The following is a 25,744-nucleotide window of genomic DNA, read 5'->3' as shown; positions in this document are numbered from 1 at the left end:
GCAGCTGACCACGGGCGCGCTGGTCGCGCAGACCCTGGAGCGCCCGCTGCGCCCGGGCGAGGTGTCGCTGGACGAACTCGAGCGCGCCTTCCGCGAGACCGCGATCGAGGTGCCGACGCCGGTCGCCAGGGCCGCGCCGGCGCCGGCCGCCGCGGCGCCCGTCAAGGACGCCGCCAAACCCGCCGCCCGGGAGAAGGCCGCGCCCAAGAGGTCGATGGCCGACGAGACCGCCGCCGACGGCGACCGCATCGCCAACCAGTCGATCCGCGTCAACGTGGATACGCTGGAGCATTTGATGACCATGGTCTCCGAGCTGGTCCTGACCCGCAACCAGCTCCTGGAGATCTCCCGCCGCAACGAGGACACCGAGTTCAAGGTGCCGTTGCAGCGCCTCTCCAACGTCACCGCCGAGCTGCAGGAGGGCGTCATGAAGACGCGGATGCAGCCGATCGGCAATGCCTGGCAGAAGCTGCCGCGCATCGTGCGCGACCTGTCGAGCGAACTCGGCAAGCAGATCGAGCTCGAGATGCACGGCGCCGACACCGAGCTCGACCGCCAGGTGCTCGACCTGATCAAGGATCCGCTCACCCACATGGTGCGCAACTCCGCCGACCATGGCCTGGAGACCCCGGCCGAGCGGCTGGCGAGCGGCAAGGGCGAGCAGGGCACGATTCGGCTGTCCGCCTATCACGAGGGCGGCCACATCATCATCTGCATCGCCGACAACGGAAGAGGCCTCAACACCGAGAAGATCAAGGCCAAGGCGCTCTCGAGCGGCCTCGTCACCGAGGCCGAGCTCGAGAAGATGAGCGAGGCGCAGATCCACAAGTTCATCTTCGCGCCGGGCTTCTCCACCGCCGCCGCCATCACCTCGGTCTCCGGCCGCGGCGTCGGCATGGACGTGGTGCGCACCAATATCGACCAGATCGGCGGCACCATCGACATCAAGAGCGTCGCCGGCGAAGGCTCCTCCGTCACCATCAAGATCCCGCTGACCTTGGCGATCGTCTCGGCGCTGATCGTCGAGGCCGCCGGCGACCGCTTTGCCATCCCGCAGCTCTCGGTGGTCGAGCTGGTGCGGGCCCGCGCCAACTCCGAGCACCGCATCGAGCGCATCAAGGACACCGCGGTCTTGCGCCTGCGCAACAAGCTGTTGCCGCTGATCCACCTCAAGAAGCTGCTCAAGATCGACGATGGCGCCGCTAGCGATCCCGAGAACGGCTTTATCGTGGTGACCCAGGTCGGCAGCCAGACCTTCGGCATCGTCGTCGACGGCGTGTTCCACACCGAAGAGATCGTGGTCAAGCCGATGTCGACCAAGCTGCGCCACATCGACATGTTCTCCGGCAACACCATCCTCGGCGATGGCGCGGTGATCATGATCATCGACCCCAACGGCATTGCGAAGGCGCTCGGCGCCGCCGGCGCCTCGGCCCACGACCTGGCCGATGAGGCCGCCGCCCATCACATCGGAAGCGGCGAGCAGACCACCTCGCTCTTGGTGTTCCGCGCCGGCTCGAGCCAGCCCAAGGCGGTGCCGCTCGGCCTCGTCACCCGCCTCGAGGAGCTGCCCGCCGACAAGATCGAGTTCAGTAACGGCCGCTACATGGTGCAGTACCGCGAGCAGCTGATGCCGCTGGTCGCCATGGAGGGCGTCACCATCGCGTCCCAGGGCGCCCAGCCGATCCTGGTGTTCGCCGATGACGGCCGCTCGATGGGCCTCGTCGTCGACGAGATCATCGACATCGTCGAGGAACGGCTCAACATCGAGGTCGGCGGCACGGCTAGCGGCATTCTCGGCTCGGCCGTGATCAAGGGCCAGGCCACCGAGGTGATCGACGTCGGCCACTTCCTGCCGATGGCGTTCGCCGACTGGTTCACCCGCAAGGAGATGAAGCCGTCGATGCACGCGCAGTCGGTGCTGCTGGTCGACGACAGCGCCTTCTTCCGCAACATGCTGGCGCCGGTGCTGAAGGCGGCCGGCTACCGGGTGCGCACCGCGGGCGGCGCGCAGGAGGCGCTGGCGACGCTGCGCGCGGGCCAGAACTTCGACGTGGTGCTGACCGACATCGAGATGCCCGACATGAACGGGTTCGAGTTCGCCGAGGCGCTGCGCGCGGACCACAACCTGGCGGGAACGCCGATCATCGGCCTCTCGGCGCTGGTCTCGCCGGCGGCGATCGAGCGCGGCCGGCAGGCCGGCTTCCACGACTATGTCGCCAAGTTCGACCGTCCCGGGCTGATCGCGGCGCTGAAGGAGCAGACCGCGGGCGCCGCCGGCGCCGCCGAGCTGAGCCGGGCGGCGGCCTAGCGCATGATCCGGACCCGAAGGGCCGCGTTAGCGCAAAGTGTGAAGCGGTTTTCCGACAAGATCATGCTCCAACAACAAGCGGCGGGGAAGGAGATACTTCGATGAGCAGCAAGATGCAGACCGCCGAGGGCGCCATGGTCGAGTACGTCACCGCGATGATCGGCGGCCAGCTGTTCGGCCTGCCGATCTCCCGCGTCCAGGACGTGTTCATGCCCGAGCGCGTCACCCGCGTCCCCTTGGCCTCGCGCGAGATCGCCGGCGTGCTCAACCTGCGCGGCCGCATCGTCACCGTGATCGACATGCGCGCCCGGCTCGGCCTGCCCAAGGCCGAGGCCGGCAAGGCGCCGATGGCGGTCGGCGTCGACCTGCGCGGCGAATCCTACGGCCTTTTGATCGACCAGATCGGCGAGGTGCTGCGCCTGCCCGAGGACGGCAAGGAGGACAACCCCGTCAACCTCGACCCCCGCATGGCCAAGCTCGCCGGCGGCGTCCACCGCCTCGACGGCCAGCTCATGGTCGTCCTCGACGTCGATCGCGTCCTCGAGCTTGCGCCGGACATGCTGGCGGCCTGATGCGGCGGCGAGGCCGCCGCCGGACTTGCAATTGGAAGCGTCCCCTCGAGGGGACAGGAAGCAGAGGTTCACATGCGAACTTGTCTCGTCGTTGACGATTCCAGCGTCATCCGCAAGGTTGCGCGCCGGATCCTGGAGGGCCTCGACTTCCAGATTCTCGAAGCCGAGGATGGTGAGAAGGCACTGGAAGCCTGCAAGCGCGGGCTGCCCGACGCGGTGCTGCTCGACTGGAACATGCCGGTCATGGATGGCTACGAATTCCTCGGCCATCTCAGGCGCATGCCCGGCGGCGACCAGCCCAAGGTGGTGTTCTGCACCACCGAGAACGACGTCGCGCACATTGCGCGCGCGCTGCATGCCGGAGCCAACGAGTACATCATGAAACCGTTCGACAAGGACATCGTGACGGCGAAGTTCCAGGAAGTCGGCCTGATCTAAGCGATCGACCGGAGGCTGAACGGATCCTTCGGCGTTTGTTGCAACTGAACCGTTCCAGTCTGAGTTGGTGAGTAATGAGTGTTGCGTTCGCAGGTAGTTCGACCACGAGCCCGTCTCGCGGAGCCGGGCCGCTGCGGGTGATGATCGTCGACGACTCCGTCGTCATTCGCGGTCTGATCTCGCGCTGGATCGGAGCCGAACACGACATGGAGGTCGCAGCTTCGCTGCGCACCGGCCTCGAAGCGGTCAACCAGCTCGAACGCATCAACCCCGATGTTGCCGTGCTCGACATCGAAATGCCCGACCTCGATGGTCTCTCGGCGCTGCCGAAGCTGCTCGCGAAGAAGCGCGACCTCGTCATCATCATGGCCTCCACGCTGACCCGCCGCAATGCGGAGATCAGCTTCAAGGCACTGTCGCTGGGCGCGGCCGACTACATTCCGAAGCCGGAGTCGACGCGTGAAGCATCGGCCGCCGACATCTTCCACCACGACCTGATCCAGAAGATCCGCCATCTCGGCGCGCGGCTGCGCAGGAAGCCCGCGGTCGCCAGCCCGCCGCTGGCACCCGCAGTTCATGCACCGCCCGCGCGTGAGCCGGCCGCGCGGCCTGCCACGCTGGCCCCGGCAGCGCTCGCCGCGCATGCGACCTCATCCCTTTCCCTGACCACACGCCCGTTCTCGGCGCAGGCGCCGAAGGTGCTCCTGATCGGCTCCTCGACCGGTGGTCCGCAGGCGTTGATGGCACTGGTGACCGAGCTCGGTCCGGTGATCGACCGCTTCCCGGTGCTGATCACCCAGCACATGCCGCCGACCTTCACCACCATTCTCGCCGAGCACCTGGCGCGCACGAGCCGCCGGCCCGCGCATGAAGCGGTCGACGGCGAACCGGTGAAAGCAGGGCGGATCTATCTCGCGCCCGGCGGCAGGCACATGCGCGTCGTGCGCAACGGCGCGGACACCGCGATCGCGCTCGATGACGGTCCCGCCGTCAACTTCTGCAAGCCCGCGGTCGATCCGCTCTTCACCTCGGCGATCGATATCTGGCACGGCGGCATCCTCGCCGTGATCCTGACCGGCATGGGCTCGGACGGCATGCGCGGCGGCAAGGACATCGTCGCCGCCGGCGGCAGCGTCATCGCACAGGACGAGGCCTCGAGCGTGGTGTGGGGCATGCCGGGCGCGGCAGCCAATGCGGGCATCTGCGCCGCGATCCTGCCGCTCACCCAGATCGGCGCGAAGGTCAATCGCCTGTTTGCGGGAGACCGCTCGTGACGCCCGCGGACTATGAGTATCTGCGCAAGTTCCTGAAAGAGCGCTCCGGTCTCGATCTCTCCGCCGACAAGCAGTATCTGGTCGAGAGCCGGCTGCTGCCGCTTGCCCGCAGGGCGAGCCTGTCCGGCATTCCGGATCTCGTGCAGAAGGTCAGGAGCGGTGATGGCAGGCTTGCGACCGACGTGGTCGAAGCCATGACCACCAACGAGACCTTCTTCTTCCGCGACAAGGTGCCGTTCGATCATCTGCGCGACACCATCCTGCCCGGCCTGATCCAGGCGCGCGGCGCGCGCAAGAGCCTGCGCATCTGGTCGGCGGCATCGTCGACGGGGCAGGAGCCCTATTCGATCGCGATGTGCCTGAAGGAAATGGGCGCGGCGTTCGCCGGCTGGCGCATCGAGATCGTCGCCACCGACCTGTCGCAGGAGGTGCTGGAGAAATCCAAGGCCGGCGTCTACAGCCAGTTCGAGGTGCAGCGCGGCCTGCCGATCCAGCTCCTGGTCAAGTATTTCACGCAGTCAGGCGACATCTGGCAGCTCAATGCCGACGTCCGTTCGATGGTGCAGTTCCGCCAGCTCAATCTGTTGCAGGACTTCTCCCATCTCGGCACGTTCGACGTCATCTTCTGCCGCAACGTGCTGATCTATTTCGACCAGGACACCAAGGCGGTGATCTTCGAGCGCATGGCGAAGGGCCTGGAGGTCGACGGCACGCTGCTGCTCGGCGCCGCTGAATCCGTCGTCGGCATCACGGATGCCTTCCGTCCCGTCGCCGACCGCCGCGGGCTCTATCAGCTCAACCCTGCGCGCGGTGTACGTCCCGCCGGCGCGCCGCTCTTCTCGGGCTTCAAGGTCGCCGCAGCCCGGTGAACGCAGGATCAGGCGCACGACAGGCGATTTGAGACAGCATCGTTGTTGCGGATGACCGGCAACACCTGACGGCTTTTTTTCGCCGTCGTTATGCGCGGCGTTTCACCAGCGTTTGATGATGCGGATTACTCAGCTACCGCGCGCCGGAGCTGGCGCCGCGGTGCAGCGCGATGGCCGCTCTCACCAGCATCTGAGGGTTGTGTTATGCTCCCGGTCGTCCCACCGGACTGGGGCGGGATTTCATTCAAGATCATGAACTGTTGTGAGGAGGACATGCCCATGCGAATGTCTTGCGCCTCGTATTTCATTTTGGCGGCGCTTTCGTTGCCCGCAACTGCTCTCGCCGGCGAGCAGGTACTCGAATTCAAGCTCGTCACCAAGCCGATAGACGTCAAGATCAGTGAAGTCGCAAACGTCGAAGGTCAGACGGTCACGTCCGGCAAGATGTTTGGCGTTGCCTTCTTCAAGGACGGCCGCATTGCGGTGAAAGACTTCGTCAATTCCGCCGACTTGCTCAAGGGCTCGGGACCCATCTACGGCTACAGCACCTACACCTTTGATGACGGATCCTCGATCACGGCGCGCTACACCGGCGCGATCAAGGATGGTCGGGCAAAGGGTGAATATACGATCCTGTCGGGCACCGGGGCGTACGCAAACGCGACGGGCACGGGCGGCTTCGAAAGTGTGCAAAGTGGGTTCAAGGGCGCCGGCCTGTACGACGGCAGATTCATCGTCAAGACACCCTGAGCAGGCACGCAAATCCCCGCGCTCGCGCCTTGCCGACGAGGTAGCGAGCGCGCCTTTCACAAGATCGCGTGCGGGAGGAAGCGCGAGCTGTTGCCCGTGATCGGGCTCTCGTCCTCGCGGATCGACAGGCCGCACGGTTCGTGGTCCACCAGCCAGCTTCCCACCACCGGGTAGAAGCCCGAGAAGTTCGGCAGCGGCGACAGTGCCTGGCGCACGAAACCTTCGGCGCCGTACGGGCCTGCGTGCTCGTCGAGCGGGATGCCGCCCGAGACCAGCGTGACATTGGCGCCCTCGCGCGACAGCAGCGGCTTGCGCACATAGGACATTCCGAGCTCGGCTGTGCGCGGATCGTCCTCGAAGAACGCCGGCAGCAGGTTGGGATGGTTCGGAAACATCTCCCACAACAGCGGCAGGATGCCCTTGTTGGAGAGCACCGCCTTCCACGGCGGCTCGATCCAGCGCGTCGGCGCGGTCCCGAGCTTGGTCCCGAACTCGTCGTGGAACATCCACTCCCAGGGGTACAGCTTGAAGGCAAGCGCGATGTCGCGGTCGTCGAGGTCGACGAAGCAGCCGCCCGCCTCGCGCCAGCCGATCTCCTCGATGTCGAGCAGCGTGGTTGCAAGCCCGGCCTGGCGTGCGGTGTCCTCGAGATAGGCGAGCGTGCCGGCGTCCTCGTCATTGCCGGTGGTGCCGGTGAGATGCAGATGATGGCCGGCGCCGATCGCCGACCACGCGTCGATCAGCCGCTCATGGATGGAATTGAACTGGTCGGCGCGCGCCGGGACGATGCGCCGATCGATCGCCTGCTCGAGCCAGGTCCATTGAAACACCGCGGCCTCGAAGATGGAGGTCGGCGTATCGGCGTTGTATTCGAGCAGCTTTGCCGGAGCCGCGCCGTCGAACTTCAGGTCGAGCCGGCCGTAGAGGCTGCGGTCGTCGCGCTCCCAGCTTTCCGCGATCAGATCCCAGAACGCTTCCGGAATCTGCAACCGCTGCAGATGGCGCTCGTCGCCGATCACGCGGCCGGCGAGCTCGCGGCACATCGCGTCGATCTCGCCGGTCGGGGTCTCGATGCCGCGCTCGATCTCGTCGAGCGTGAAGGCATAGTAGGCGCGCTCGTCCCAATAGCGTTCGCCGTCGATGGTGTGGAAATCGAAGCCGCATTGCTCTGCGGTCTGCCGCCAGTCGTCTCGTTCCGGACAAACGATGCGTTGCATGTGTCAGCCGCCGCCGCCGTGACCGTGACCGCCATGGCCGCCGTGACCATGGCCATGCATGTTATGCAGCGTGCCGCCGAAGCCGCCATAGCTCGGCCGGCAATAGGGTCGGCCGTCGATGCCGGGCACGGCCTCGAGGCCGGGGCCGCAGGGCCGCTCGCGCTTTGCGAATCCCATCGAGACCGCACCGACCGCGGCGCTGCCCATCAGGGTGAGCACGACCCTTCGCGAGCGTTTCATGCCATTTCCTCCCGCAGCTTCACCTAAGCAGACTGGTGCGCGGCGTTGAATTCAAAACCTCGCGCCTCAGCCGCCGCCCGAGAAGCCGAAGGCATGCGCAAAGGAGCCGAAACCGCCGCGGGTGACACCGCTGGAGCGGGAGTCGGACGACGTCCCCGACGACGAATGGCTCGACGAGTCGCTGCTGAAGAAGCTCGATCGCGACGACCACCGTGAGCCGCCGCTGCCGCCTGAGGAGCCGTGGCTGCTGCTGTTGCAGGCCGTGCTCGTCTGCGCCGGCGCTGCCGCCCCGGGAGGAGGCGGATCGCAATTTTGTCGCGGCATCAGCGTGTAGGCGGTGGTGCCGACCGCGATCGTGCCCATGACCAGGAGCGCGACATGACCGGAGCGCTTGACCGGCTCCCGTGGCGGCGACGCCACGGACGCCGGCCGGCGCTTGCCAAACTCCTTGGTGGGACGCTTCTCGACCATGTCGCAGGATCAGATCAGTAGATCATGCAGGCCGCATTCAGCAGGCCTGCGGCGAGGGAAGACAGACCGAGCCAGATCGCCGGCGCGAGTTCGCCGGCGGCAATCCGCCCCGACAGGTTCGGCACCGGGACCCTCACGAGGTAGAACACGATGACCTGGACGACCAGCGCGATAGCCGCCCAGATCAGGCAGTCCACCACATTGGCCGAATGCGCGATCGCACTGACCAGCGGCGCCACGAAGCCGAGCAGGCTGAGACCGAGCGCAATCGCGGCGGCAGGGTCGTTGTCACGGATGAGCTGGAATTCGTTGTGCGGGGTGATGCGGGTATAGACGAACAGATACGCCACGATCGCGATCAGCCCGGTGCAGAAATAGACCAGGAAGGCGGGCAGGCCGGCGAGCGATTGCAGAATCATGCTGTGAGGTCCGACTGTTACCGCGGGAATTCTGGCACGATCGTTTGGTCGCCGCACCGGCCGGATCCGTTCGATCCCCAAGAACAAAACTGGCCCTCGAAATTGGCCCAGGCCGCCGGCGTGGCGGCCGTCCGGCACGGCCCAAACTTTTCGGGCAATGTGAGACCTGCTTCACAAATGCGTCCTGAAGTTGCGTGTGATAGTCTGGCTCACTGACGTTGCCGTTGGCCTGGAGGAGCACATGAATTGCGCCCTCGACGAGAGTTGCTCTCCGGCGCATGAACGATCAGATCAGAATGATTTGACCGGCGGCGATGTGTGTCGCCAACGCGCGGGCGGCCATGTCAAAGCGGACCATCCAAATTTGAGGGATTCTTCGATCAGGTAAGAAGTTTTGTTTTGAGTGAGGCTCAAAATGCCTGTTGCCGAATACGAAGATTTCGAGCTCGAGATCGGCTCCGATCTGCCGGTGGGGGGCGGCCCTCAGCAATATTACGGCCGCGTTGTCAAGTCGCCGGCCGGCGAGGCTCCGAAGAGCCGGGTGAAGTTCTGGTTCTCAGCGCCGGGTGAGCTGGCAAAGCTGCGGGGAGAGCTGGAAAACGCCGTCCTGGAGATCGACGAGAAAAATCGCCAGGGCCCGGCGACGCGCGGTGAACAGGTGCTGCGGGATTTCGGACGCGGGGTCTTTCGCAGCGTCTTCACCGAGGTTCCGTCGATCCAGCGCATCTACGAGCGCAGCAAGGGCGCGGCGCAGGACCTGAGGATCAAGCTGCGCATCGAGGCGAGCGAGCTTGCCGGATTGCCCTGGGAATACCTCTACGACGAAGACGACATGCCTGGCTTCGTCAGCCTCACGCGTCCCGTCGTGCGGTATCTGGAGACGGCGGGCGGCGTCGGCCGGATGGGCGTCAAGGGACCGTTGCGCATTCTCGGCATGATCGCCGATCCCTCGACCCGCGAATGGCCGAAGCTCGACGTCGTCAGGGAGCGCGATCGCATCAACAAGGGCATCGACGCGCTCCAGCACGAGGGGCGGGTCGACTTCCAGTGGGTCCCGGGCGGGACCGGAAAAGACCTGATGAAGAAGCTGCTCGAAGGCGAGTGGCACATCTTCCACTTCATCGGGCATGGCGGGGTCGACGACGCCCAGCCCGGTCTCGGCGGCGGCAGCTTCGACGAGCGCGGCTTCGTCGTCATGGTCGATGAGGACGGCAAGCCGGTCAAGAAATTCGCCTCGGATCTTGCGACGATGCTGACGGGAGCCCGCAAGAGCCTTCGCCTGATCGTACTCAATTGCTGCGAGAGCGCCAGGATCAATGTTGGCGACCGCTTTGGCAATCCGGCGATCGGCCTGATGAAGACGGGATGGCTGCCCGCCGTGGTGGCGATGCAGTTTCCCATCACCGACAATGCAGCGATCTCGATGTCGGAAGGATTCTATGCCGCTCTCGCCGGCAACCGTCCCATCGACGATGCGGTGACGCTCGCCCGCAAATTCATCCAGCAGAAATCCCGGGTGGAATGGGGAATTCCTGTTCTCTACATGCGCTCGTCCGACGGCAGGATCTTCGACGTCGAAACGCCGCCGCCGCCGGCGGGCCCGCCCGAGACAGGCCGCCCATCGAAGGAGGCACTGCGGCGGCGGCGCGAGGAATTCATGGACGCGCTCGCCGTCACCCCGGTCACGATCGAGGCGCTGGAGGATCTGACCCGGCGTGGACAGGAGCTGCACAGCCTGCTCGCGGACGACAATGATCTCTCGGTCCGGCTCGCCAGGATCTATTTCGATCTCGGAACGCTTCAGCACAAGCAGAAGCAAATCCCGAAGGCTGCGGCCAGTTTCGCCTACATGCTGAAGCTCGATCCGGCAAAGCCGGAATATTTCGTGCGAAGAGCCAATTTCAACGTGACGGTCGGCCTTTACGAGAACGCGCTGGCCGACATTACGGAGGCGATCAGGCTCAAGTCGAACAACGCCGAATTCTACTGGATCAAGGGCATCGTCAGCATGACGGCTGCGGGCACCGACGACAAGCGCGGCTATCTCGAGGAAGCGATCAAGGCCTTCGGCAAGGCCGTCGAGCTGAACCAGAACGAACCGAAGTATTTCGTATCGCGGGCCAATGCCTATGCGCAGATCAAGGACCTGACGAACGCCCAGATCGACATGGACAGCGCGATTGCACTTGCGCCCGACAATATCGACCTCCTGGTGCAGAAGGCCAAGATCGTCGCTCAGGCCGCGTGATTTTTCATCAGGGACCGCCGGATGCCGTGGTGCCCGGCGCGTCCTCCACCAGCGAACCCTAGCGATAGGAGTTCACCGTGACGCTCGATAATTTCGTGGAATTCCTGAATGCGATCTGCGACGCCTTCGGTGCGCCGCTTCTTGTCGTCCTGTTCTACTGGTTCAGGTTTCACACGCTCAAAGGCACCCGCTCGTTCACGACAAGGCCTCTGTTCGCATTCGGCGTCGCTGTCTTCATCGCGCCATTCCTGATCGCCTATGCGCTGCTTCCGCAGAAGCTGTCGCCGCTTGCCACGATCTGGCTCCTGATCTTCGTCTGGATCATTCCCTTCCTTCCCAGGTGGTGGCGAAGCCTCTGCCAGGAGCTGGCCGGAATTCCCGTCAGCGCGCTGGCGCTGCGTGACACGCTGGCGGCATCGCCATTTCAGGTCCATCCCGCCGACATGCCGATCCTTCAGCGCAAACTGTCCAGGATCGGCTACCAGGTCGACGACTTCCGCGCCGTGCAGTCGACCGCCATCCAGTCGCGATTCCTCAAGATCTCGGCGCTGATGCTCCATCTCGAGCGCTGTGCCGAAAGGCACGAGAGCTTCATGGAGCGCAACGCCGATCTCCATGCGGAGCTCCTGTCTGTGTACGATGCCTTGTGCTTCCGCACGGTCCGCGTGCTCAAGAGCAGCGGCGAGATCTACGGTGCGATCATGGAGGACAGCGAGGTGGAGCCGAACGACTGGCAGGCCCTCGACTCCCTTTCGACCCGCCACAGCACGGTCAGCCAGCTCCAGCTGGCCGCCCAGACCGCGGCCGGATGCATGCTGGAGGATCTGCGCAAGGACATGGATTCCCTGCTCAACAACCTCCTGCTCTTTGCCACACGCGCGGCCCTGGCCGGTGAATGGACGCTTGCCCGCAGCAAGCGCAGACTGGGAGCGATCGGGTTCGCGCTGGATTCGACCTCGCCCGGCATCCTGAAGTTCGTGGCGATCGTCGCGGCCTTCACCTCCGGCTGGTGCCTCCTGTGGCTGCTCGGCTCGGGGAAGATCGTTCATCTTCCCGGAGATCAATCCGCAGGCGTGCTGCGGACGTTGCTCACGACTCCTCTTCAGTTCATCATGAACTTCTGGCTGGTCTACTACTTCAAGCGACACTACGCGTTCGCGAACGAGAACATCTTCGGCCGGCTGCCGGTCGGGTTCATCCTGTCGGTCGGCCTCGTCAGCGCGCTGATCTTCTTCCCGGTGCAGGCGACGTTCGACTTCTACCAGTTTCCGGACCGGCCTTTTGGCGACGTGGTGCTGCACGAACTGCCGCTGTTGATCTTTCCCTGGGGCATCGGTGCGATGACGGCCCTGCTGGTGCAGGATTCGACGTGGGGCAGGCGGTCGAGGCAGACAAGGCAGTTGAGAGATGGCCTTGTCTTCGGTGGCGGCATGACGGTGATGTTATGGATGCTGCTTGCCATCCACCATGTCGTCCACATGCCCGTGATGGAGATCGTCAATGGCGTCTCCGGATGGACGTTCACGCTCTCCTTCGTGCTTCCGACCTTCGCGTTCGGATTCATCATCGGCTACGCGATGATCGGACGCCTGCGCGAGGCGGCCGCGCGCTGCCCGGTCAAGCGTCCGGTACTGGCCACTCCCGTGCTCGCCGGCGCCTGAGATCGGATCCGGGACGCGCCAGTCCGGGCGCGGTCGGAACCCCCAAAAACAAAAACCCCGCCATTTGCGGCGGGGTCCAGGCTGGGAGGAGCGAGCCCGTGGGCTCGCGACTTACCCTGATCAGGCGGGGATGCGCTCGTCGGCCTCGTGCGGCTCGCGCAGCACGTAGCCGCGGCCCCACACGGTCTCGATGAAGTTGCGGCCTTCGGAGGCGTTGGCGAGCTTCTTGCGGAGCTTGCAGATGAAGACGTCGATGATCTTCAGCTCCGGCTCGTCCATGCCGCCATAGAGGTGGTTGAGGAACATTTCCTTGGTGAGCGTCGTGCCCTTGCGGAGCGAGAGCAGCTCCAGCATCTGGTATTCCTTGCCGGTCAGGTGCACGCGCTGGCCGCCGACTTCCACCGTCTTGGTGTCGAGGTTGACGACGAGATCGCCGGTCTGGATGACCGACTGGGCGTGGCCCTTGGAGCGGCGCACGATCGCGTGGATGCGGGCCACCAGCTCGTCCTTGTGGAAGGGCTTGGTCATGTAGTCGTCGGCGCCGACGCCGAGACCCTTGACCTTGTCCTCGATGCCGGCGAGGCCGGAGAGGATCAGAATCGGTGTCTTGATCTTGGAGACCCGGAGCTGCTTGAGCACGTCGTAACCGGACATGTCGGGCAGGTTGAGATCGAGAAGAATAATGTCGTAATCGTATAGTTTACCGAGATCGACGCCCTCTTCCCCCAGGTCGGTCGTGTAGACGTTGAAGCTCTCCGACTTCAACATCAGCTCGATCGACTGCGCGACGGCGCTGTCATCTTCAATCAGCAAAACGCGCATGCCAGTTCCCCATAGTCGCCGCTCCGGGCGTCAGGTCGGCCGCATTCGCGGCACTCAACAAAACGCCTTTGAACAACTGATTCGGATCCTGACGTCTGATGGTTAACAAAATCTGATTCTGGAACGCAAGCCCCACGGTGCAATTTTTGTCGAATCGCCCTAAGGTCTTGCGCGAGAGCAGCTTTCGTCACCCAGTTCCGTTCAAGTTCCACTTTAAGAGACGGGCCTAACCGACTCCCGCGACTCAGCCTTCTTCTGAAAGGGAGGCGCGCTCAGTCACAAAGACAAGTGACGCAATGATTAATGATGCGGGTAAACACGAAGTTAAGCGCCGTTCAGAAATATGGCGAAACTTAAGGTTTTCGCCATGAAGTCTAAATTCATCAAGGCGCTAGCCGAATGAAGGCGCTTGCCGAACAGATCGGCGACATCGACGGCGTCAATATATATGGCCGCGTGGTGGGCGTACGCGGCTTGATGGTCGAGGTCGCCGGGCCCATTCACGCCATGTCGGTGGGCGCGCGGCTCGTGATCGAGACCGGCGCCAACCGCTCCATTCCCTGCGAGGTGATCGGCTTCTCCGGCAGCAACGCTGTCGTGATGCCGTTCGCCGGTCTCGACGGCGTACGCCGCGGTTGCAAGGCCGTCATCGCAAATGCCGCCAACCAGGTGCGGCCAAGTGCAGCCTGGCTCGGCCGCGTCGTCGATGCGCTGGGCGAGCCGATCGACGGCAAGGGGCCGCTGCCGCAGGGAACCTCGCCGATGCCGTTCCGCAACGCGCCGCCGCCGGCGCATTCGCGCAAACGCGTCGGCGCCCCGCTCGATCTCGGCGTGCGCGCGATGAACACCTTTCTCACCTGCTGCCGCGGCCAACGCATGGGCATCTTCGCCGGCTCCGGTGTCGGCAAATCCGTGCTGCTCTCGATGCTCGCCCGCAACGTCGATGCCGATGTCAGCGTCATCGGGCTGATCGGCGAACGCGGCCGCGAGGTGCAGGAGTTTTTGCAGGACGACCTCGGCGAGGAGGGGTTGGCGCGCTCGGTGGTGGTGGTCGCGACTTCGGACGAGCCGGCACTGATGCGGCGGCAGGCCGCCTATCTGACGCTCGCGGTCGCCGAATATTTCCGCGACGAGGACAAGGACGTCCTGTGCCTGATGGACTCTGTGACGCGCTTTGCCATGGCCCAGCGCGAGATCGGGCTCTCCGCGGGCGAGCCGCCGACCGCCAAGGGCTACACGCCGACCGTCTTCACCGAGCTGCCGAAGCTCCTGGAGCGCGCCGGTCCTGGGCTGGGCGAGGGCGCCATCACCGCGATCTTCACGGTGCTGGTCGACGGCGACGATCATAATGAGCCGATCGCGGACGCCGTCCGCGGCATCCTCGACGGGCACATCGTGATGCAGCGCTCCATCGCCGAGCGCGGCCGTTACCCCGCGATCAACATCCTCAAATCCGTCTCCCGAACCATGCCGAAATCGGCCGACCCGCAGTTCTGGCCGACCATCCAGAGGGCTCGCCAGGTGATGGCGACCTATGCCGACATGGAGGAATTGATCCGGTTGGGTGCCTATCGGGCAGGTTCCAGCCCCGAGGTCGACGAGGCGATCCGGCTGCACGAGCCGCTGGAGGCCTTCCTGCGCCAGCGCAAGGACGAAAGTGCATCGCTTGGGGACGGCTACCGCCAGTTGGCGCAAATCCTCGCCAATTTGGAAACGGAACGCTAACTTTGTCAGGTCATCATCCGATCCCACAGAGTAGCCAAGCCGGTCGGGGCCCCAATTGGGCCCGTGGGGAGACCGGTGTCGTCCCACGTGCAGCAAGGGGACTTCTGGGGAGTACGAGTCGATGAAGTCACGTGAAACCCTCATCCGCCTGAAAAAGTTTCAGGTCGACGAGAAGCGCCGCAGGGTCACCCAGATCGAGACCATGATCGCCGACTTCCAGCGGATGTCGACCGATCTCGAACGCGAGATCATGACCGAGCAGGAGCGTGCCGGGATCAACGATCCCTCGCATTTCGCCTATCCGACCTATGCCAAGGCCGCCATCCAGCGCCGCGAGAACCTGACCCGCTCGGCCGACGAGCTGAAGGGGCAGCTCGAGGAGGCCAAGACCGCACTGGGCGAGGCCTTCGAGGAACTGAAGAAGGTCGAGCTTCTGGACGAGCGCGACCAGGCCCGCGAGCGGGCCGAGGAGAGCGCCCGCGAGCAGGCCGATCTCGACAGCATCGGCCTGATGCGCGCCCGCATGGGCGCCATCGCCTGAGGCACTGCCAGCGGCTCAATCGCGCAAGAATTTGAGAAACCCGGACCCGCAAGGTCCGGGTTTTCGTATTTGCTGTCCACAGTGTGGCGCTCCGCCCCTTGGTGGCGGGCTTCGCTGCGCGCTATGGTAGTACGGATGAAAGCTGTGCCAGCGACGGAGGTGTCTACCTCTCCCTCAGGGAGAGGTCGGCGCGGAGCGCCGGGTGAGGGGTCACGGTCTCCCGTGAGCCCTGCGCCCCCTCACCCGATTTGCTGCGCAAATCGACCTCTCCCCGTCGGGGAGAGGTGAACAGGCGGCGCGTGTTGGGGGGCTGAATGCTGACGCCAGCAGAGCTGGTCGGGCTGATCGCAGCGGTGGCGAAGGGCGATGAGGCGGCATTCGAGCGCCTGTACGGCGCCACGCGCGCGAAACTCTATGGCGTCGTGATCCGTATCTTGCGCCGACAGGATCTCGCAGAGGAGGTCATTCAGGAGACCTACGTCAAGATCTGGCACAGCGCCGGCCAGTTCAACCCGGCGCTGTCGTCGCCGATCACGTGGATGGCGTCGATCGCGCGCAACCGTGCCATCGATCTCGTGCGCAAGAAGACCGAAGCCTCCATCGAGGAAGAGCCTCAGGCGATGGAAGTTGCTGGCGAGAGTCCAGACCCCTTGGCGCGCCGGGAGATGACGGAAGAGTTGAAGCGGCTCCTGGAATGCATCGGCCGGCTCGAACCGGACCGTCAGAGGCTCGTGCTTCTCGCCTATTACAACGGCTGGAGCCGCGAGCAGCTGGCAGAGAAATTTGCCGCGCCGGTCAACACGGTGAAGACCTGGCTGAGGCGCAGCATGATGGATATCCGGGAGTGCCTCGGACTTTAGAGGATGACGAGAGTGTACAAGCGAGCGCGGCGTTCTCAGTTCACCTCTCCCGTAGGGAGAGGTCGCATTGCATCGCGTGATGCTATGCGGGCGAGGGGTCTCGCTCTCTCGTTGGACCTGAACCCCTCACCCGATTTGCACTCGACGATGCTTCGCATCGCCAGATGCAAATCGACCTCTCGCCATGGGAGAGGTGAAGGACGCTGATGGCGTACACGGAAGACCATATCGCGCTCGCCGCCGAATATGCGCTCGGCACGCTCGATGCCGAGGAGCGCGCGCAGGTCGAGACCATGATGGCGGTGGACAAGGACTTCGCCGCGATCGTGCAGGCCTGGGAATTCCGCCTCGGCGTGCTGAACCAGATGGTCGGCTCGGTCGAGCCGCGGCCGATCGTGTGGGAGGGCATCAAGTCCGCGATCGCGCAGGCCGCCTCATCGCAACAGCCGCCGGCAGTGCAGGAGCCACCGGCGACGCAGGAGTCACCTCCGACTCACGAGCCGCCGGGGCTGCTCGAGGCGCCGCCGCCAGTGCCGGCACCGGAGCCGGTCCCGGAGTCTGAGCAGGCCGCGCCGGACATCACCTCGGATTTCCTGCGCCAATTCATGCCACAGGTCCACGCTCCCGACCCTCAGGTCGTGCCCGTTACGCCTGCCCCGGTCGCCGACGACAGCAACGTGATCCGCCTCGAAGGCCGCGTGAAGCGCTGGCGAAGAGTCGCGGCCGCAGTCGGCGCGCTCGCAGCCGCGCTGCTTGTGACGCTGTCGCTTCAGATCTTCCAGCCCGATGCGCTGCCCGGCGCGCTTCGCCCCGTACCGCGCATCCAGACGGTCGAGGTGAAGACGCCCGCCGCGCCGCTCGCTTCGTCCTCGCAATATGTCGCGCTGTTGCAGGGCCAGGGCGGCGGCCCCGCCTTCATCCTCACCATCGACGGTGCGACCAGGAATTTCACCGTGCGCAAGGTCGGCGCGACGCCCGAGCCCGGCAAGAGTTTTGAGCTCTGGCTGATTTCCGACAAGCTGCCGCGTCCGCGCTCGCTCGGCGTGATCGGCGCCGGTGACTTCACCGCGCGTCCGGTGCTCGCCTCATTCGACGCCGACGTCGTCAACAGCGCGACCTATGCCGTCACCGTCGAGCAGGCCGGCGGATCGCCCAGCGGTCAGCCGACCTCGGCGCCGGTGTTCTCCGGCAAGCTGATCGAAACCGTGCCGCCGCCCCAGCCGCAGGCTCCTGCGAAGAAGTAAGTTTCACCGTCGTCCTGGCGAAATCCGACCCATTACCCCAGGGCGTAGTCGCGGCGCGAGTTGGCAACCCCGAGTCTTCGCCAAACCCGATTCTGTAGTAATGGGTCCTGGATCGGCGCTCGCTCGGCTCGCTTGTCCAGGACGACGCGGGGGAGGCATTTGGCGCTTCAACGAACAACGTGGCAGCCATGGCCGATCAGGCCATGTCGCCACGATCCATCTCGCCGTCGCATTTCGACAAGTCTCCCACAGCCCGCTCCGTCCTTTTGAACCTCTCCGCAGTTCGCTGCGTCAAATGCGCGCAATTGAGGATTGGCGGCGCGGTTTGCTGCGCCGGAGAGGGCGAGAAATCAGATGGATGCAGCGAAGACACCGGGCATCTTCTTTCACCAATACGCAGGGCTGCCGCGCGGCCCGGCGTTCGAGCAATGGCGCGACAGGGCCTGCGGGCCCTGCGGCCTCGATGTCGGGCCGAGCCGCGGCGACAGCATCGATTGCCGGCTCCAGATCAGCGTGATCGGCGACATCGCGCTCGGCATCCCCGAAGGCGCCTCGGCGCAATATTCGCGCACGCAGAGCAGCCTCGCCGACGGCAGCGACGATCTCGTGCTGATATCGGCGCATGCAGGCCTCGTCCGCGTCGGACAGAATGGCTGCACCCTCGAGCTCGCGCCGTCGCAGATGGTGCTCGCCGACATGAGCGTCACCGGCACGGTCGGCCACACCGATGAGGATCGTTTCACCACCATCCGCATGCCGCGCCGCGCGCTGCTCGACATCAGTCCGCGCGCCGAGGACAAGCTCTCGCAGGTTCTTTCCGACGGCGCGATCGCCGAAACCATCTTCCGCTACCACGCGCTCGCCGCCAATCAGGGGCCGCATCTCGATGCCGTCGGCCAGCGCCTGACTGCGCAGCACATGATCGATCTCGTCGGCCTCCTGCTCGGCACCGATGCGGAGCACGCCAGCCTCGCGCGCGGCCGCGGACAAGCGGCAGCCCGCCTCGATCTCATGCGCGCCGACGTGATGGCCGCGCTCGGCCGCAACGATCTCTGCCTGTCCGAGGTCGCCATGCGTTCAGGGCTAAGCCCGCGCCAGACGCAACGGCTGTTCGAGCAGGCCGGTACGACCTTCACCGAATTCGTGCTTGAGCAGCGCCTCCTGCTCGCGCGAAAGCTGCTCAGCGATCCCCGCGCCAAGGCGCGCAAGATCAGCGACATCGCGCATTCGGCGGGTTTTTCCGATCTGTCCTATTTCAACCGCGCCTTCCGCAAGCGTTTTGGCGCAACGCCGTCGGAAACGCGCGAAGTGTGAGGCTCACGTCGCAGTTTTGCATGGCGGGTCGGGTGTCGCGGTTGGTCCGCCCGGCCGGATACGCTATATATCGGCCGACACGGATTTTCGGATATCTCCGAGGAAAGCGCGTAGGCGGACATGGTGCGCATCATCGTGCTCGGCGCCGGATTTGCAGGCCTGTGGGCGGCCATCGGCGCCGCGCGCAAGCGCGATCAGATCGGCGCAGCTGACATCGACATTCACGTCGTCGACCGCAATCCCTATCACAACATCCGCGTGCGCAATTACGAGGTCGATCTGAGCGAGGTCGCGATCCCGCTCGGACAGGTGCTCGATCCGATCGGCGTCAGCCACGGGATCGGTGAGGTCGAGGCCATCGATCCGGCGCGGCGCGAGGTTTCGCTTCTCACGAGCCGCGGCGAGGAGGCACTGGCCTATGATCGGCTCGTGCTCGCACTCGGCAGCGAGGTGATGCGTCCCGACATTCCCGGCCTCGCGGAGCACGGCTTCGATGTCGACTCCTATGCCGCGGCGCTGCGCCTCGATGCCCATCTCACGTCGATGGGGCACAGCGCGCCGTCGCCGGGGCGTGCGACGGTCGTGGTGGTCGGCGCCGGCTTCACCGGCATCGAGGTCGCGGCCGAAATGCCCGACAGGCTGACGCGCGCCGGCATGACCGGCAGCCGTCGCATCATCCTGGTCGATCCCAATCCCGTTGTGGGCGCGACCATCGGCGAGCACGCGCGCCCCGTCATCGAGACGGCGTTGTCGTCGCTCGAGGTGGAGACGCGTCTCGGCGTGCGGGTCGAGGCCGTGGAAGCTGCCGGCATTCGCCTGAGCTCGGGCGAGGTCATCGCCACGCAGACCGTGGTCTGGTGCGCCGGCATGCGCGCAAGTCCGCTTGCTGCGAGCCTGCCGGGCGCGCGCGATCGTCTCGGGCGCCTCCTGGTCAATCCCTTCATGCAGGTTGCGGATCTGCCTGGGGTGTTCGCGGCCGGCGACGTCGCCTCGAGCGTGGTCGATGGGCTGCATCCGACCGTGATGTCCTGCCAGTTTGCCCGTCCCATGGGCCGCTTCGCCGGCCACAATGTGGTGGCCGATCTCGCCGGCCAGCCGATGCTGCCGCTACGGATCGACTGGTACGTGACCGTGCTCGATCTCGGCGGTTGGGGCGCGCTCTACACCGAAGGATGGGACCGCGAGGTGCGCACGACCGGTGCGGCCGCGAAGGCGACGAAGCAGACCATCAACTGCAAGCGCATCTATCCGCCGCTCACCCGCAGCAAGCACGACCTCTTCGCCGCGGCCGCGCCGACCGTGCAGGCACCGCCGCCGACCTATGGCGCGCGGTAGGAGCATTCGTTCTCGATCGTTGGGTGGTGATCGCTCGCACCAGATACTCGGTGTCATCGTCCGCGGAGGCGGACGATCCAATATTCCAGAGACGGCTATGTGAAGCGGAAAAGCCGCGGCGTATTGGATTCCCGCCTTCGCGGGGAGTCGTCCCCGCAAAATGAGAAAGCGCCCGTGGGGGGCGGGCGCTTTCCGTAGTCGACTTGGGGTTGGGGTCGTCTACATATCCACGTGGCGACTTTGGGGGGCTGGTAAAGAGCCGCGTGAATTCCTGAAACTCGTCAAAACTCCTTAACGAACGAGAGATGCGTTCGTGCTGGTGATCGCGACCGGCTTCCCGGCCTTGATGACGCGGGCGGTCTGGGTCAGGCCTTCATCCGAACTCCAGCGCGCCGTGATACCGAAGCCTGCCACCACGATCCCTGCGACGAGCGCCACGACCACAATCTTCAGATGGGTCGCGCGATCCGCGCTGTAGATCGAGTGGTTCATGGAAGCCTCCTGCCGCCATCTACCCGAAGTAGTCGCTGCCCTGTTCAGGCAGGTTCATGCTTCCGATGCCCAACAACCTAGTAATGAGGAGATTCGTTCCCAAGGGGAGATCACAAGAGCGTGAAATGACGTGAACGGTCGCGATCAAAAACGGCGATTAATCGTTCAATAATATAATTATTTCAAAGCTGTAATGTGCCCGTACGGTGCCTCATCGGCGTCTGGTCGACAAGGCGCCAGGAACTCAAAAACCATTTGCATGTGGCCGAAAAACACACGGCTTCTTAAGGCAAATCAGATGCTTCCGACCGTTTTCAACCTCGCCCTGGGGTGAATTTCGGCCTGCGACAGCACGGTGGTCTGGGCGCGGAACCGCTCGACCAGGGAGCGCACGAAGGGCCGAATTGCCGCAGACGTCACCAGCACCGGCGCCTCACCTTCGCGCGCGGCACGCTCGAAGGCTTCGCGCACGGCAGTCATGAACTCCGACAGTTTCGACGGCTGCATCGCGAGGCTGCGCTCCTCGCCCTGGCCGACGATGGACTCGGCAAAGGCCTGCTCCCAACGCGCTGACAGCGCGATCAGCGGCAGGTAGCCATTGTAGGAGGTGTTTTGCGCGCAGATCTGCCGCGCCAGGCGGGCGCGGACATGCTCGACCATGGTGGCGGGATTGCGCGAGAAGGCGAGCGAGTCGGCGATGCCTTCGAGGATGGTCGAGAGGTCGCGGATCGAAATGCGCTCGGCGAGCAGCAGTTGCAGCACGCGCTGGATGCCGGAGACCGTGACCTGCGCCGGCACGATGTCCTTGACCAGCTCGCTCTGCTCCTTCGGCAGCTCCTTGAGCAGCTTCTGCACCTCGCCATAGGAGAGCAGGTCGGACATGTTGGCCTTGAGCAGCTCGGTGAGGTGGGTCGAGAGCACGGTTGCGGCGTCGACGACGGTGTAGCCCTTGAGGGAGGCCTCCTCCTTGAGGCTGGCGTCGACCCAGGTCGCGGGCAGGCCGAAGGTCGGCTCGGTGGTGTGGATGCCGGGCACCTGCACCTGGTTGCCGCCGGGGTCCATGACCATGAACTGGTTCGGCCAGATCTTGCCGCTGCCGGAGTCGACCTCCTTGATCTTGATGATGTAGGTGTTGGCCTCGAGCTGGACGTTGTCGAGGATGCGCACCGCCGGCATCACAAAACCCATCTCGATCGCGAGCGAGCGGCGCAGCGCCTTGATCTGCTCGGTGAGGCGGTCGGTGCCGTCGGGCCCATTGACGAGCGGCAATAGCGCGTAGCCGAGCTCGATCTTGAGGTCATCGATCTTCAGCGCCGCCGAGATCGGCTCCTCCGCTGCGGCGGCGCCCGGCGCGCCGGGCGTTCCGGGCGCGGGGGCGGTCTTGGCGGCTTCCTCGGCCTTGACGGCGGTCTTCTTGTGGTTGCGCGCCTGCCAGGCGAGCGCGCCGGCGCCGGCGCCGAGCGCGAGGAAGGGAATGGTCGGAATGCCCGGCAGCGCCGCCAGCACCAGCATCACAGCCGAGGACATCGCGAGGGCCTGCGGATAGCCGGAGAACTGCTTCATCAGCGCCTTGTCGGCCGCGCCGGAGACGCCGGCCTTGGAGACGAGCAGGCCCGCCGCGGTCGAGACGATCAGCGCCGGCACCTGCGTGACGAGGCCGTCACCGACCGTCAGCAGCGTGTAGCTGCGCCCGGCGTCCGCGAAGGACAGGCCCTGCTGCGCGACGCCGATGATCATGCCGCCGACGACGTTGATGAAGACGATCAGGAGGCCGGCGATCGCATCGCCGCGGACGAATTTGGAGGCACCGTCCATGGCGCCGAAGAAGCCGCTCTCGTCCTCCAGCGCCTTGCGCCGCTCCTTGGCGACCTTCTCGTCGATCAGGCCGGCGGAGAGATCGGCGTCGATCGCCATCTGCTTGCCGGGCATGGCGTCGAGGTGGAAGCGCGCGGCGACTTCGGCGATGCGGCCCGAGCCCTTGGTGATGACGACGAAGTTGACGATGATCAGGATGGCGAAGACGATGATGCCGATGACGAAATTGCCGCCCATCACGAAGCTGCCGAAGGCTTCGATGACGTGACCGGCGGCATCCGTCCCCTCGTGCCCGTGCGACAGGATCAGGCGGGTCGAGGCCATGTTGAGCGACAGGCGCAGCATGGTCGAGATCAGGAGGATGGTCGGGAAGGCGGAGAATTCCAGCGGCGCCTGGATGAACAGCGCCGTCATCAGGATCAGGATCGAGAGCGTTATCGAGATCGCCAGGAACAGGTCCAGCACGATCGAAGGCAGGGGCAGGATCAGCACCACCAGGATGGTGAGGATGCCGAGCGCCAGCGCGATGTCGCCGCGCTTGAGGATGTTGCCGATCTCGGTGAGGGAGGGGAGGCCGGGCCTTGCGCCGCCTACGCCCTGTCCCGCGGTGACGTCGACCATGGTAGCTGCCTCCCCGCGCGATTGCCGCCCGCGCGCGCCAAACGTCTGCGCGGCGGCCGATGGGCCACCGCTCCGAAAGTGAGGCACCGCACTGGCGTCCACGGGGGTCCTCCCGTTTTACGCGGCCGACGACACTCGACTTCACCCGGCAATTTTTGCCCGGTGTATGGTTAGCAAAGGGTTAACGGAGGGGGCGGCAAGGCGGCGGACGGGGGTCGCTAGGGTTAGCCTCTCGGGAGTCGTTCCGGCGCGGCTCGAAGAGCCGAACCCGGAACCTCGAGATTCCGGGTTCGGTCCTGCGGACCGCCCCGGAATGACGGTTGAGGGGAGGGCGCGACTTACTTCGCCTTCTGCATCTTCGTCACCGTATACCCCGACGCCGCCTCCTCGGCCTCGAACGTCACCTTGTCGCCGACCTTCACCTGCTTGAGCATGGCGGGGTCCTTGACGCGATAGACCATGGTCATGGGCTCATCCATGCCGAGGCTCTTGGCTGCTCCGTGCTTGAGCGTGATCTTGCCGGCGGCCTCGTCGATCTTCTTGACCTCGCCATTCACGGAGGCGGCCTGCGCACTTGCGGCCAGGGTCAGGCCCAGCGTCAGAGCGATCGCTGCGGTCAGGCGGATGATCGGTTTCATGACTCTCTCCATCGCTTACTTCACGGTGACGTGGCCGACCATGCCGTAGTCGCGATGGTCGGGGATCAGGCAGGAAAATTCGAACGTGCCAGCCTTGGTGAACTTCCAGACGATCTCGGCCGTCTTGTTCGGCGCGAGCCGCACCCCGTTGGGATCGTCATGCTCCATGTGCGGATGCTTCTTCATCACCTCGGCATGGGCGAGATTCTCTTTCGTGGTGGCGAGCAGGAATTCATGGTCCTCCTTGCCGATATTGCGCAGCACGAAGCGGATCTGCTTGCCGCGTTTGACCTCGATCCTGGAGGGCTCGTAGTCCATCTCGCTCATCGCGATCTCGATGGTGCGCGCGGGCTTTTTGGGATCGCCGGGCTCACCGGCCGAGAAGCTTTCGTGCCGGTGATGCTCGTGCGCGATGGCGGGCGCGGCCAAAAGCGAGAATGCCGCCAGTGTGATCATCGTGGTCTTCTTCATCTTGGTCTCCAGTTGCTGGTTCGTCGAAACGCTCGGTCACATCTTTTTCATTGGCGCGCTTGGTTGGCGCGCCGGCTCCGCACCCGGCGAGGCGACCTCGTAGGCGACGGTGCCTTGCGGGAATTGGTAGGGACCGGGATCGCGATAGTCGTCGCGCGCCATCCCCTCGCGGATCTTCATCACCGTGAACATGCCGCCCATCTCGATCGGGCCGAACTGCCCCGCGCCCGTCATCATCGGCAGCGTGTTGTCCGGCGCGGGCATCTCCATGTTGCCCATCGCCATGCCGGCCTGGCCCATGACCATCGCATCCGGCGCGAGCTTGCCGACGGCACGCGCGAGATCCTTGCGCGACACGCCGATCATGTTGCGCATGTCGTGGCCCATCGCATTCATGGTGTGATGCGACTTGTGGCAGTGGAACGCCCAGTCGCCGGGATTGTCGGCGAGAACGTCGAACACGCGCACGGCGCCGACCGGCACATCGGTGGTCGTCTCCGGATATTGCGCGCTCTCCGGAATCCAGCCGCCGTCGGTGCAGGTCACCGCGAAGCTGTGGCCGTGCAGATGGATCGGATGGTTGGTCATGCTGAGATTGCCGATGCGCACGCGCACCTTGTCGCCGAGCCTGACCGGCAAGGGATCGATGCCGGGAAACACGCGCGCGTTCCAGGTCCACATGTTGAAGTCGGTCATCTCGTTGACTTTCGGCAAGTAGGTGCCGGGGTCGACGCGATAGGTGCTCATGACGAAGACGAAGTCGCGGTCGACGGGACGGAAATTCTGATCGCGCGGATGCACGACGACCATGCCCATCATGCCCATCGCCATCTGCACCATCTCGTCGGAATGCGGGTGGTACATGAAGGTCCCGCTCTTCTTCATTTCGAATTCGTAGACGAAGGTCTTGCCCGGAGGGATGTGCGGCTGATTCAGGCCGCCGACGCCGTCCATGCCGCTCGGAACGATCATGCCGTGCCAGTGCACGGTCGTGTGCTCGGGCAATTTGTTCGTGACGAAGATGCGAACCTTGTCGCCTTCGACGGCCTCGATGGTCGGCCCCGGCGCCTGGCCGTTGTAACCCCACAGGTTGACTTTCATGCCTTCGGCGAATTCACGCACGACCGGCTCGGCGACCAGGTGAAACTCCTTCCAGTCGCCGTTCATGCGGAACGGCAGCGTCCAGCCATTGAGCGTGACGACCGGGCGATAATCGGGGCCACTGGTCGGGTGTAGCGGCGGCTGCATCACCACCTTGTCCATGTGTGGCGCTTCGGGAATGGATGCTGCTTGCACGCGGCCTTGAAGCGCGCTTGCACCGACGAGTACTGCTGAACCCAAAAATCCTCGACGGGAAAACATTGTCTGCCTCCGTTCAGTGGCCGCCATCGGCAGG

General features: G+C 64.9%; 24 protein-coding genes. 14 read left to right on the top strand and 10 right to left on the bottom strand.

What is annotated here, in order from left to right; genetic code table 11:
• The 6 genes from AYJ54_RS03960 to AYJ54_RS03935 all read left to right on the top strand — a co-directional run.
• A partial coding sequence (locus AYJ54_RS03960; protein ID WP_063696632.1) for a hybrid sensor histidine kinase/response regulator occupies positions 1-2,311 on the top strand: 2,311 nt, incomplete at its 5' end.
• Between the two features lie 101 nt (positions 2,312-2,412).
• Positions 2,413-2,883 (top strand): chemotaxis protein CheW, encoded by a 471-nt coding sequence (locus AYJ54_RS03955; protein ID WP_063696631.1) that lies wholly within the window; start codon positions 2,413-2,415, stop codon positions 2,881-2,883.
• Positions 2,884-2,955: 72 nt separating this feature from the next.
• Entirely contained in the window at positions 2,956-3,321 is a 366-nt protein-coding gene (locus AYJ54_RS03950; RefSeq protein ID WP_007600538.1) for a response regulator, read from the top strand.
• A gap of 74 nt (positions 3,322-3,395) precedes the next feature.
• Positions 3,396-4,595 carry a protein-glutamate methylesterase/protein-glutamine glutaminase gene (locus tag AYJ54_RS03945; protein WP_063696629.1) on the top strand — a complete coding sequence of 400 codons (1,200 nt, stop codon included), beginning with the start codon at positions 3,396-3,398 and terminating at the stop codon, positions 4,593-4,595.
• Positions 4,592-5,464, top strand: a complete 873-nt coding sequence (locus AYJ54_RS03940) for a CheR family methyltransferase (protein ID WP_063696627.1) — start codon at positions 4,592-4,594, stop codon at positions 5,462-5,464. Before AYJ54_RS03945 ends, AYJ54_RS03940 begins: the two co-directional genes overlap by 4 nt.
• 204 nt (positions 5,465-5,668) lie before the next feature.
• On the top strand, positions 5,669-6,214 hold the full coding sequence (locus tag AYJ54_RS03935; RefSeq protein ID WP_245328867.1) for a hypothetical protein: 546 nt from the start codon (positions 5,669-5,671) through the stop codon (positions 6,212-6,214).
• 56 nt (positions 6,215-6,270) lie between these two features.
• Here the strand turns inward: AYJ54_RS03935 and AYJ54_RS03930 are convergent, their stop codons facing one another.
• From AYJ54_RS03930 to AYJ54_RS03915, 4 genes are all read right to left on the bottom strand, one after another.
• Positions 6,271-7,431 (bottom strand): glutathionylspermidine synthase family protein, encoded by a 1,161-nt coding sequence (locus AYJ54_RS03930; RefSeq protein WP_063696625.1) that lies wholly within the window; start codon positions 7,429-7,431, stop codon positions 6,271-6,273.
• A gap of 3 nt (positions 7,432-7,434) precedes the next feature.
• Positions 7,435-7,671 (bottom strand): hypothetical protein, encoded by a 237-nt coding sequence (locus AYJ54_RS03925; protein ID WP_063696624.1) that lies wholly within the window; start codon positions 7,669-7,671, stop codon positions 7,435-7,437.
• A 66-nt stretch (positions 7,672-7,737) separates the two neighbouring features.
• Complete coding sequence (locus tag AYJ54_RS03920) at positions 7,738-8,142, bottom strand: hypothetical protein (RefSeq protein WP_063696622.1); 405 nt, start codon at positions 8,140-8,142, stop codon at positions 7,738-7,740.
• A gap of 14 nt (positions 8,143-8,156) precedes the next feature.
• Positions 8,157-8,561 carry a DUF350 domain-containing protein gene (locus tag AYJ54_RS03915; protein WP_063696620.1) on the bottom strand — a complete coding sequence of 135 codons (405 nt, stop codon included), beginning with the start codon at positions 8,559-8,561 and terminating at the stop codon, positions 8,157-8,159.
• 415 nt (positions 8,562-8,976) lie between these two features.
• Between AYJ54_RS03915 and AYJ54_RS03910 the strand changes: the two genes are divergently transcribed.
• Entirely contained in the window at positions 8,977-10,809 is a 1,833-nt protein-coding gene (locus AYJ54_RS03910) for a CHAT domain-containing tetratricopeptide repeat protein (RefSeq protein ID WP_063696618.1), read from the top strand.
• A 77-nt stretch (positions 10,810-10,886) separates the two neighbouring features.
• Positions 10,887-12,470, top strand: coding sequence for a hypothetical protein (locus AYJ54_RS03905; RefSeq protein WP_063696616.1), 1,584 nt, complete (start codon positions 10,887-10,889; stop codon positions 12,468-12,470).
• Positions 12,471-12,590: 120 nt separating this feature from the next.
• Here AYJ54_RS03905 and ctrA read toward each other — a convergent pair whose 3' ends face one another.
• Positions 12,591-13,292, bottom strand: a complete 702-nt coding sequence (gene ctrA / locus AYJ54_RS03900; protein WP_016848562.1) for a response regulator transcription factor CtrA — start codon at positions 13,290-13,292, stop codon at positions 12,591-12,593.
• A 399-nt stretch (positions 13,293-13,691) separates the two neighbouring features.
• Here ctrA and fliI point away from each other — a divergent pair, with 399 nt between their 5' ends.
• From fliI to AYJ54_RS03870, 6 genes are all read left to right on the top strand, one after another.
• Complete coding sequence (gene fliI, locus AYJ54_RS03895) at positions 13,692-15,017, top strand: flagellar protein export ATPase FliI (protein ID WP_063696615.1); 1,326 nt, start codon at positions 13,692-13,694, stop codon at positions 15,015-15,017.
• 121 nt (positions 15,018-15,138) lie between these two features.
• Positions 15,139-15,558, top strand: coding sequence for a flagellar export protein FliJ (gene fliJ / locus AYJ54_RS03890; protein ID WP_063696613.1), 420 nt, complete (start codon positions 15,139-15,141; stop codon positions 15,556-15,558).
• Positions 15,559-15,872: 314 nt separating this feature from the next.
• Complete coding sequence (locus AYJ54_RS03885) at positions 15,873-16,418, top strand: sigma-70 family RNA polymerase sigma factor (protein WP_063696611.1); 546 nt, start codon at positions 15,873-15,875, stop codon at positions 16,416-16,418.
• Between the two features lie 206 nt (positions 16,419-16,624).
• Entirely contained in the window at positions 16,625-17,662 is a 1,038-nt protein-coding gene (locus tag AYJ54_RS03880; RefSeq protein WP_063696610.1) for an anti-sigma factor, read from the top strand.
• A gap of 354 nt (positions 17,663-18,016) precedes the next feature.
• Positions 18,017-18,976 (top strand): helix-turn-helix transcriptional regulator, encoded by a 960-nt coding sequence (locus AYJ54_RS03875; RefSeq protein WP_063696608.1) that lies wholly within the window; start codon positions 18,017-18,019, stop codon positions 18,974-18,976.
• Positions 18,977-19,096: 120 nt separating this feature from the next.
• Positions 19,097-20,311, top strand: a complete 1,215-nt coding sequence (locus AYJ54_RS03870; RefSeq protein ID WP_063696606.1) for an NAD(P)/FAD-dependent oxidoreductase — start codon at positions 19,097-19,099, stop codon at positions 20,309-20,311.
• 291 nt (positions 20,312-20,602) lie between these two features.
• Here the strand turns inward: AYJ54_RS03870 and AYJ54_RS03865 are convergent, their stop codons facing one another.
• The 5 genes from AYJ54_RS03865 to AYJ54_RS03845 all read right to left on the bottom strand — a co-directional run bounded on the left by AYJ54_RS03865 (position 20,603) and on the right by AYJ54_RS03845 (position 25,710).
• Complete coding sequence (locus tag AYJ54_RS03865; RefSeq protein ID WP_063696604.1) at positions 20,603-20,803, bottom strand: hypothetical protein; 201 nt, start codon at positions 20,801-20,803, stop codon at positions 20,603-20,605.
• A gap of 294 nt (positions 20,804-21,097) precedes the next feature.
• Positions 21,098-23,239, bottom strand: coding sequence for a flagellar biosynthesis protein FlhA (gene flhA, locus AYJ54_RS03860; RefSeq protein WP_063696602.1), 2,142 nt, complete (start codon positions 23,237-23,239; stop codon positions 21,098-21,100).
• A 338-nt stretch (positions 23,240-23,577) separates the two neighbouring features.
• A complete protein-coding gene (locus tag AYJ54_RS03855) occupies positions 23,578-23,877 on the bottom strand; it encodes a copper-binding protein (RefSeq protein WP_063696600.1) in 300 nt (99 codons plus the stop codon).
• A 15-nt stretch (positions 23,878-23,892) separates the two neighbouring features.
• Positions 23,893-24,348 carry a cupredoxin domain-containing protein gene (locus AYJ54_RS03850; RefSeq protein WP_063696598.1) on the bottom strand — a complete coding sequence of 152 codons (456 nt, stop codon included), beginning with the start codon at positions 24,346-24,348 and terminating at the stop codon, positions 23,893-23,895.
• Positions 24,349-24,384: 36 nt separating this feature from the next.
• Positions 24,385-25,710, bottom strand: coding sequence for a copper oxidase (locus tag AYJ54_RS03845; RefSeq protein WP_063696596.1), 1,326 nt, complete (start codon positions 25,708-25,710; stop codon positions 24,385-24,387).
• Positions 25,711-25,744: the final 34 nt, after the last annotated feature.

The sequence above is a fragment of the Bradyrhizobium centrolobii genome (assembly GCF_001641635.1).
GTDB lineage: Bacteria > Pseudomonadota > Alphaproteobacteria > Rhizobiales > Xanthobacteraceae > Bradyrhizobium > Bradyrhizobium centrolobii.
Note: the sequence above shows the minus strand (reverse complement) of the source record. Positions and strands in the feature narration are given on the sequence as shown.

Coding starts and splice junctions, on each gene's coding strand:
- AYJ54_RS03955 (WP_063696631.1), top strand. CDS start 2,413: ATGAGCAGCAAGATGCAGACCGCCGAGGGCGCCATGGTCGAGTACGTC.
- AYJ54_RS03950 (WP_007600538.1), top strand. CDS start 2,956: ATGCGAACTTGTCTCGTCGTTGACGATTCCAGCGTCATCCGCAAGGTT.
- AYJ54_RS03945 (WP_063696629.1), top strand. CDS start 3,396: ATGAGTGTTGCGTTCGCAGGTAGTTCGACCACGAGCCCGTCTCGCGGA.
- AYJ54_RS03935 (WP_245328867.1), top strand. CDS start 5,669: ATGCTCCCGGTCGTCCCACCGGACTGGGGCGGGATTTCATTCAAGATC.
- AYJ54_RS03930 (WP_063696625.1), bottom strand. CDS start 7,431: ATGCAACGCATCGTTTGTCCGGAACGAGACGACTGGCGGCAGACCGCA.
- AYJ54_RS03925 (WP_063696624.1), bottom strand. CDS start 7,671: ATGAAACGCTCGCGAAGGGTCGTGCTCACCCTGATGGGCAGCGCCGCG.
- AYJ54_RS03920 (WP_063696622.1), bottom strand. CDS start 8,142: ATGGTCGAGAAGCGTCCCACCAAGGAGTTTGGCAAGCGCCGGCCGGCG.
- AYJ54_RS03915 (WP_063696620.1), bottom strand. CDS start 8,561: ATGATTCTGCAATCGCTCGCCGGCCTGCCCGCCTTCCTGGTCTATTTC.
- AYJ54_RS03910 (WP_063696618.1), top strand. CDS start 8,977: ATGCCTGTTGCCGAATACGAAGATTTCGAGCTCGAGATCGGCTCCGAT.
- ctrA (WP_016848562.1), bottom strand. CDS start 13,292: ATGCGCGTTTTGCTGATTGAAGATGACAGCGCCGTCGCGCAGTCGATC.
- fliI (WP_063696615.1), top strand. CDS start 13,692: ATGAAGGCGCTTGCCGAACAGATCGGCGACATCGACGGCGTCAATATA.
- fliJ (WP_063696613.1), top strand. CDS start 15,139: ATGAAGTCACGTGAAACCCTCATCCGCCTGAAAAAGTTTCAGGTCGAC.
- AYJ54_RS03885 (WP_063696611.1), top strand. CDS start 15,873: ATGCTGACGCCAGCAGAGCTGGTCGGGCTGATCGCAGCGGTGGCGAAG.
- AYJ54_RS03880 (WP_063696610.1), top strand. CDS start 16,625: ATGGCGTACACGGAAGACCATATCGCGCTCGCCGCCGAATATGCGCTC.
- AYJ54_RS03875 (WP_063696608.1), top strand. CDS start 18,017: ATGGATGCAGCGAAGACACCGGGCATCTTCTTTCACCAATACGCAGGG.
- AYJ54_RS03870 (WP_063696606.1), top strand. CDS start 19,097: ATGGTGCGCATCATCGTGCTCGGCGCCGGATTTGCAGGCCTGTGGGCG.
- AYJ54_RS03865 (WP_063696604.1), bottom strand. CDS start 20,803: ATGAACCACTCGATCTACAGCGCGGATCGCGCGACCCATCTGAAGATT.
- flhA (WP_063696602.1), bottom strand. CDS start 23,239: ATGGTCGACGTCACCGCGGGACAGGGCGTAGGCGGCGCAAGGCCCGGC.
- AYJ54_RS03855 (WP_063696600.1), bottom strand. CDS start 23,877: ATGAAACCGATCATCCGCCTGACCGCAGCGATCGCTCTGACGCTGGGC.
- AYJ54_RS03850 (WP_063696598.1), bottom strand. CDS start 24,348: ATGAAGAAGACCACGATGATCACACTGGCGGCATTCTCGCTTTTGGCC.
- AYJ54_RS03845 (WP_063696596.1), bottom strand. CDS start 25,710: ATGTTTTCCCGTCGAGGATTTTTGGGTTCAGCAGTACTCGTCGGTGCA.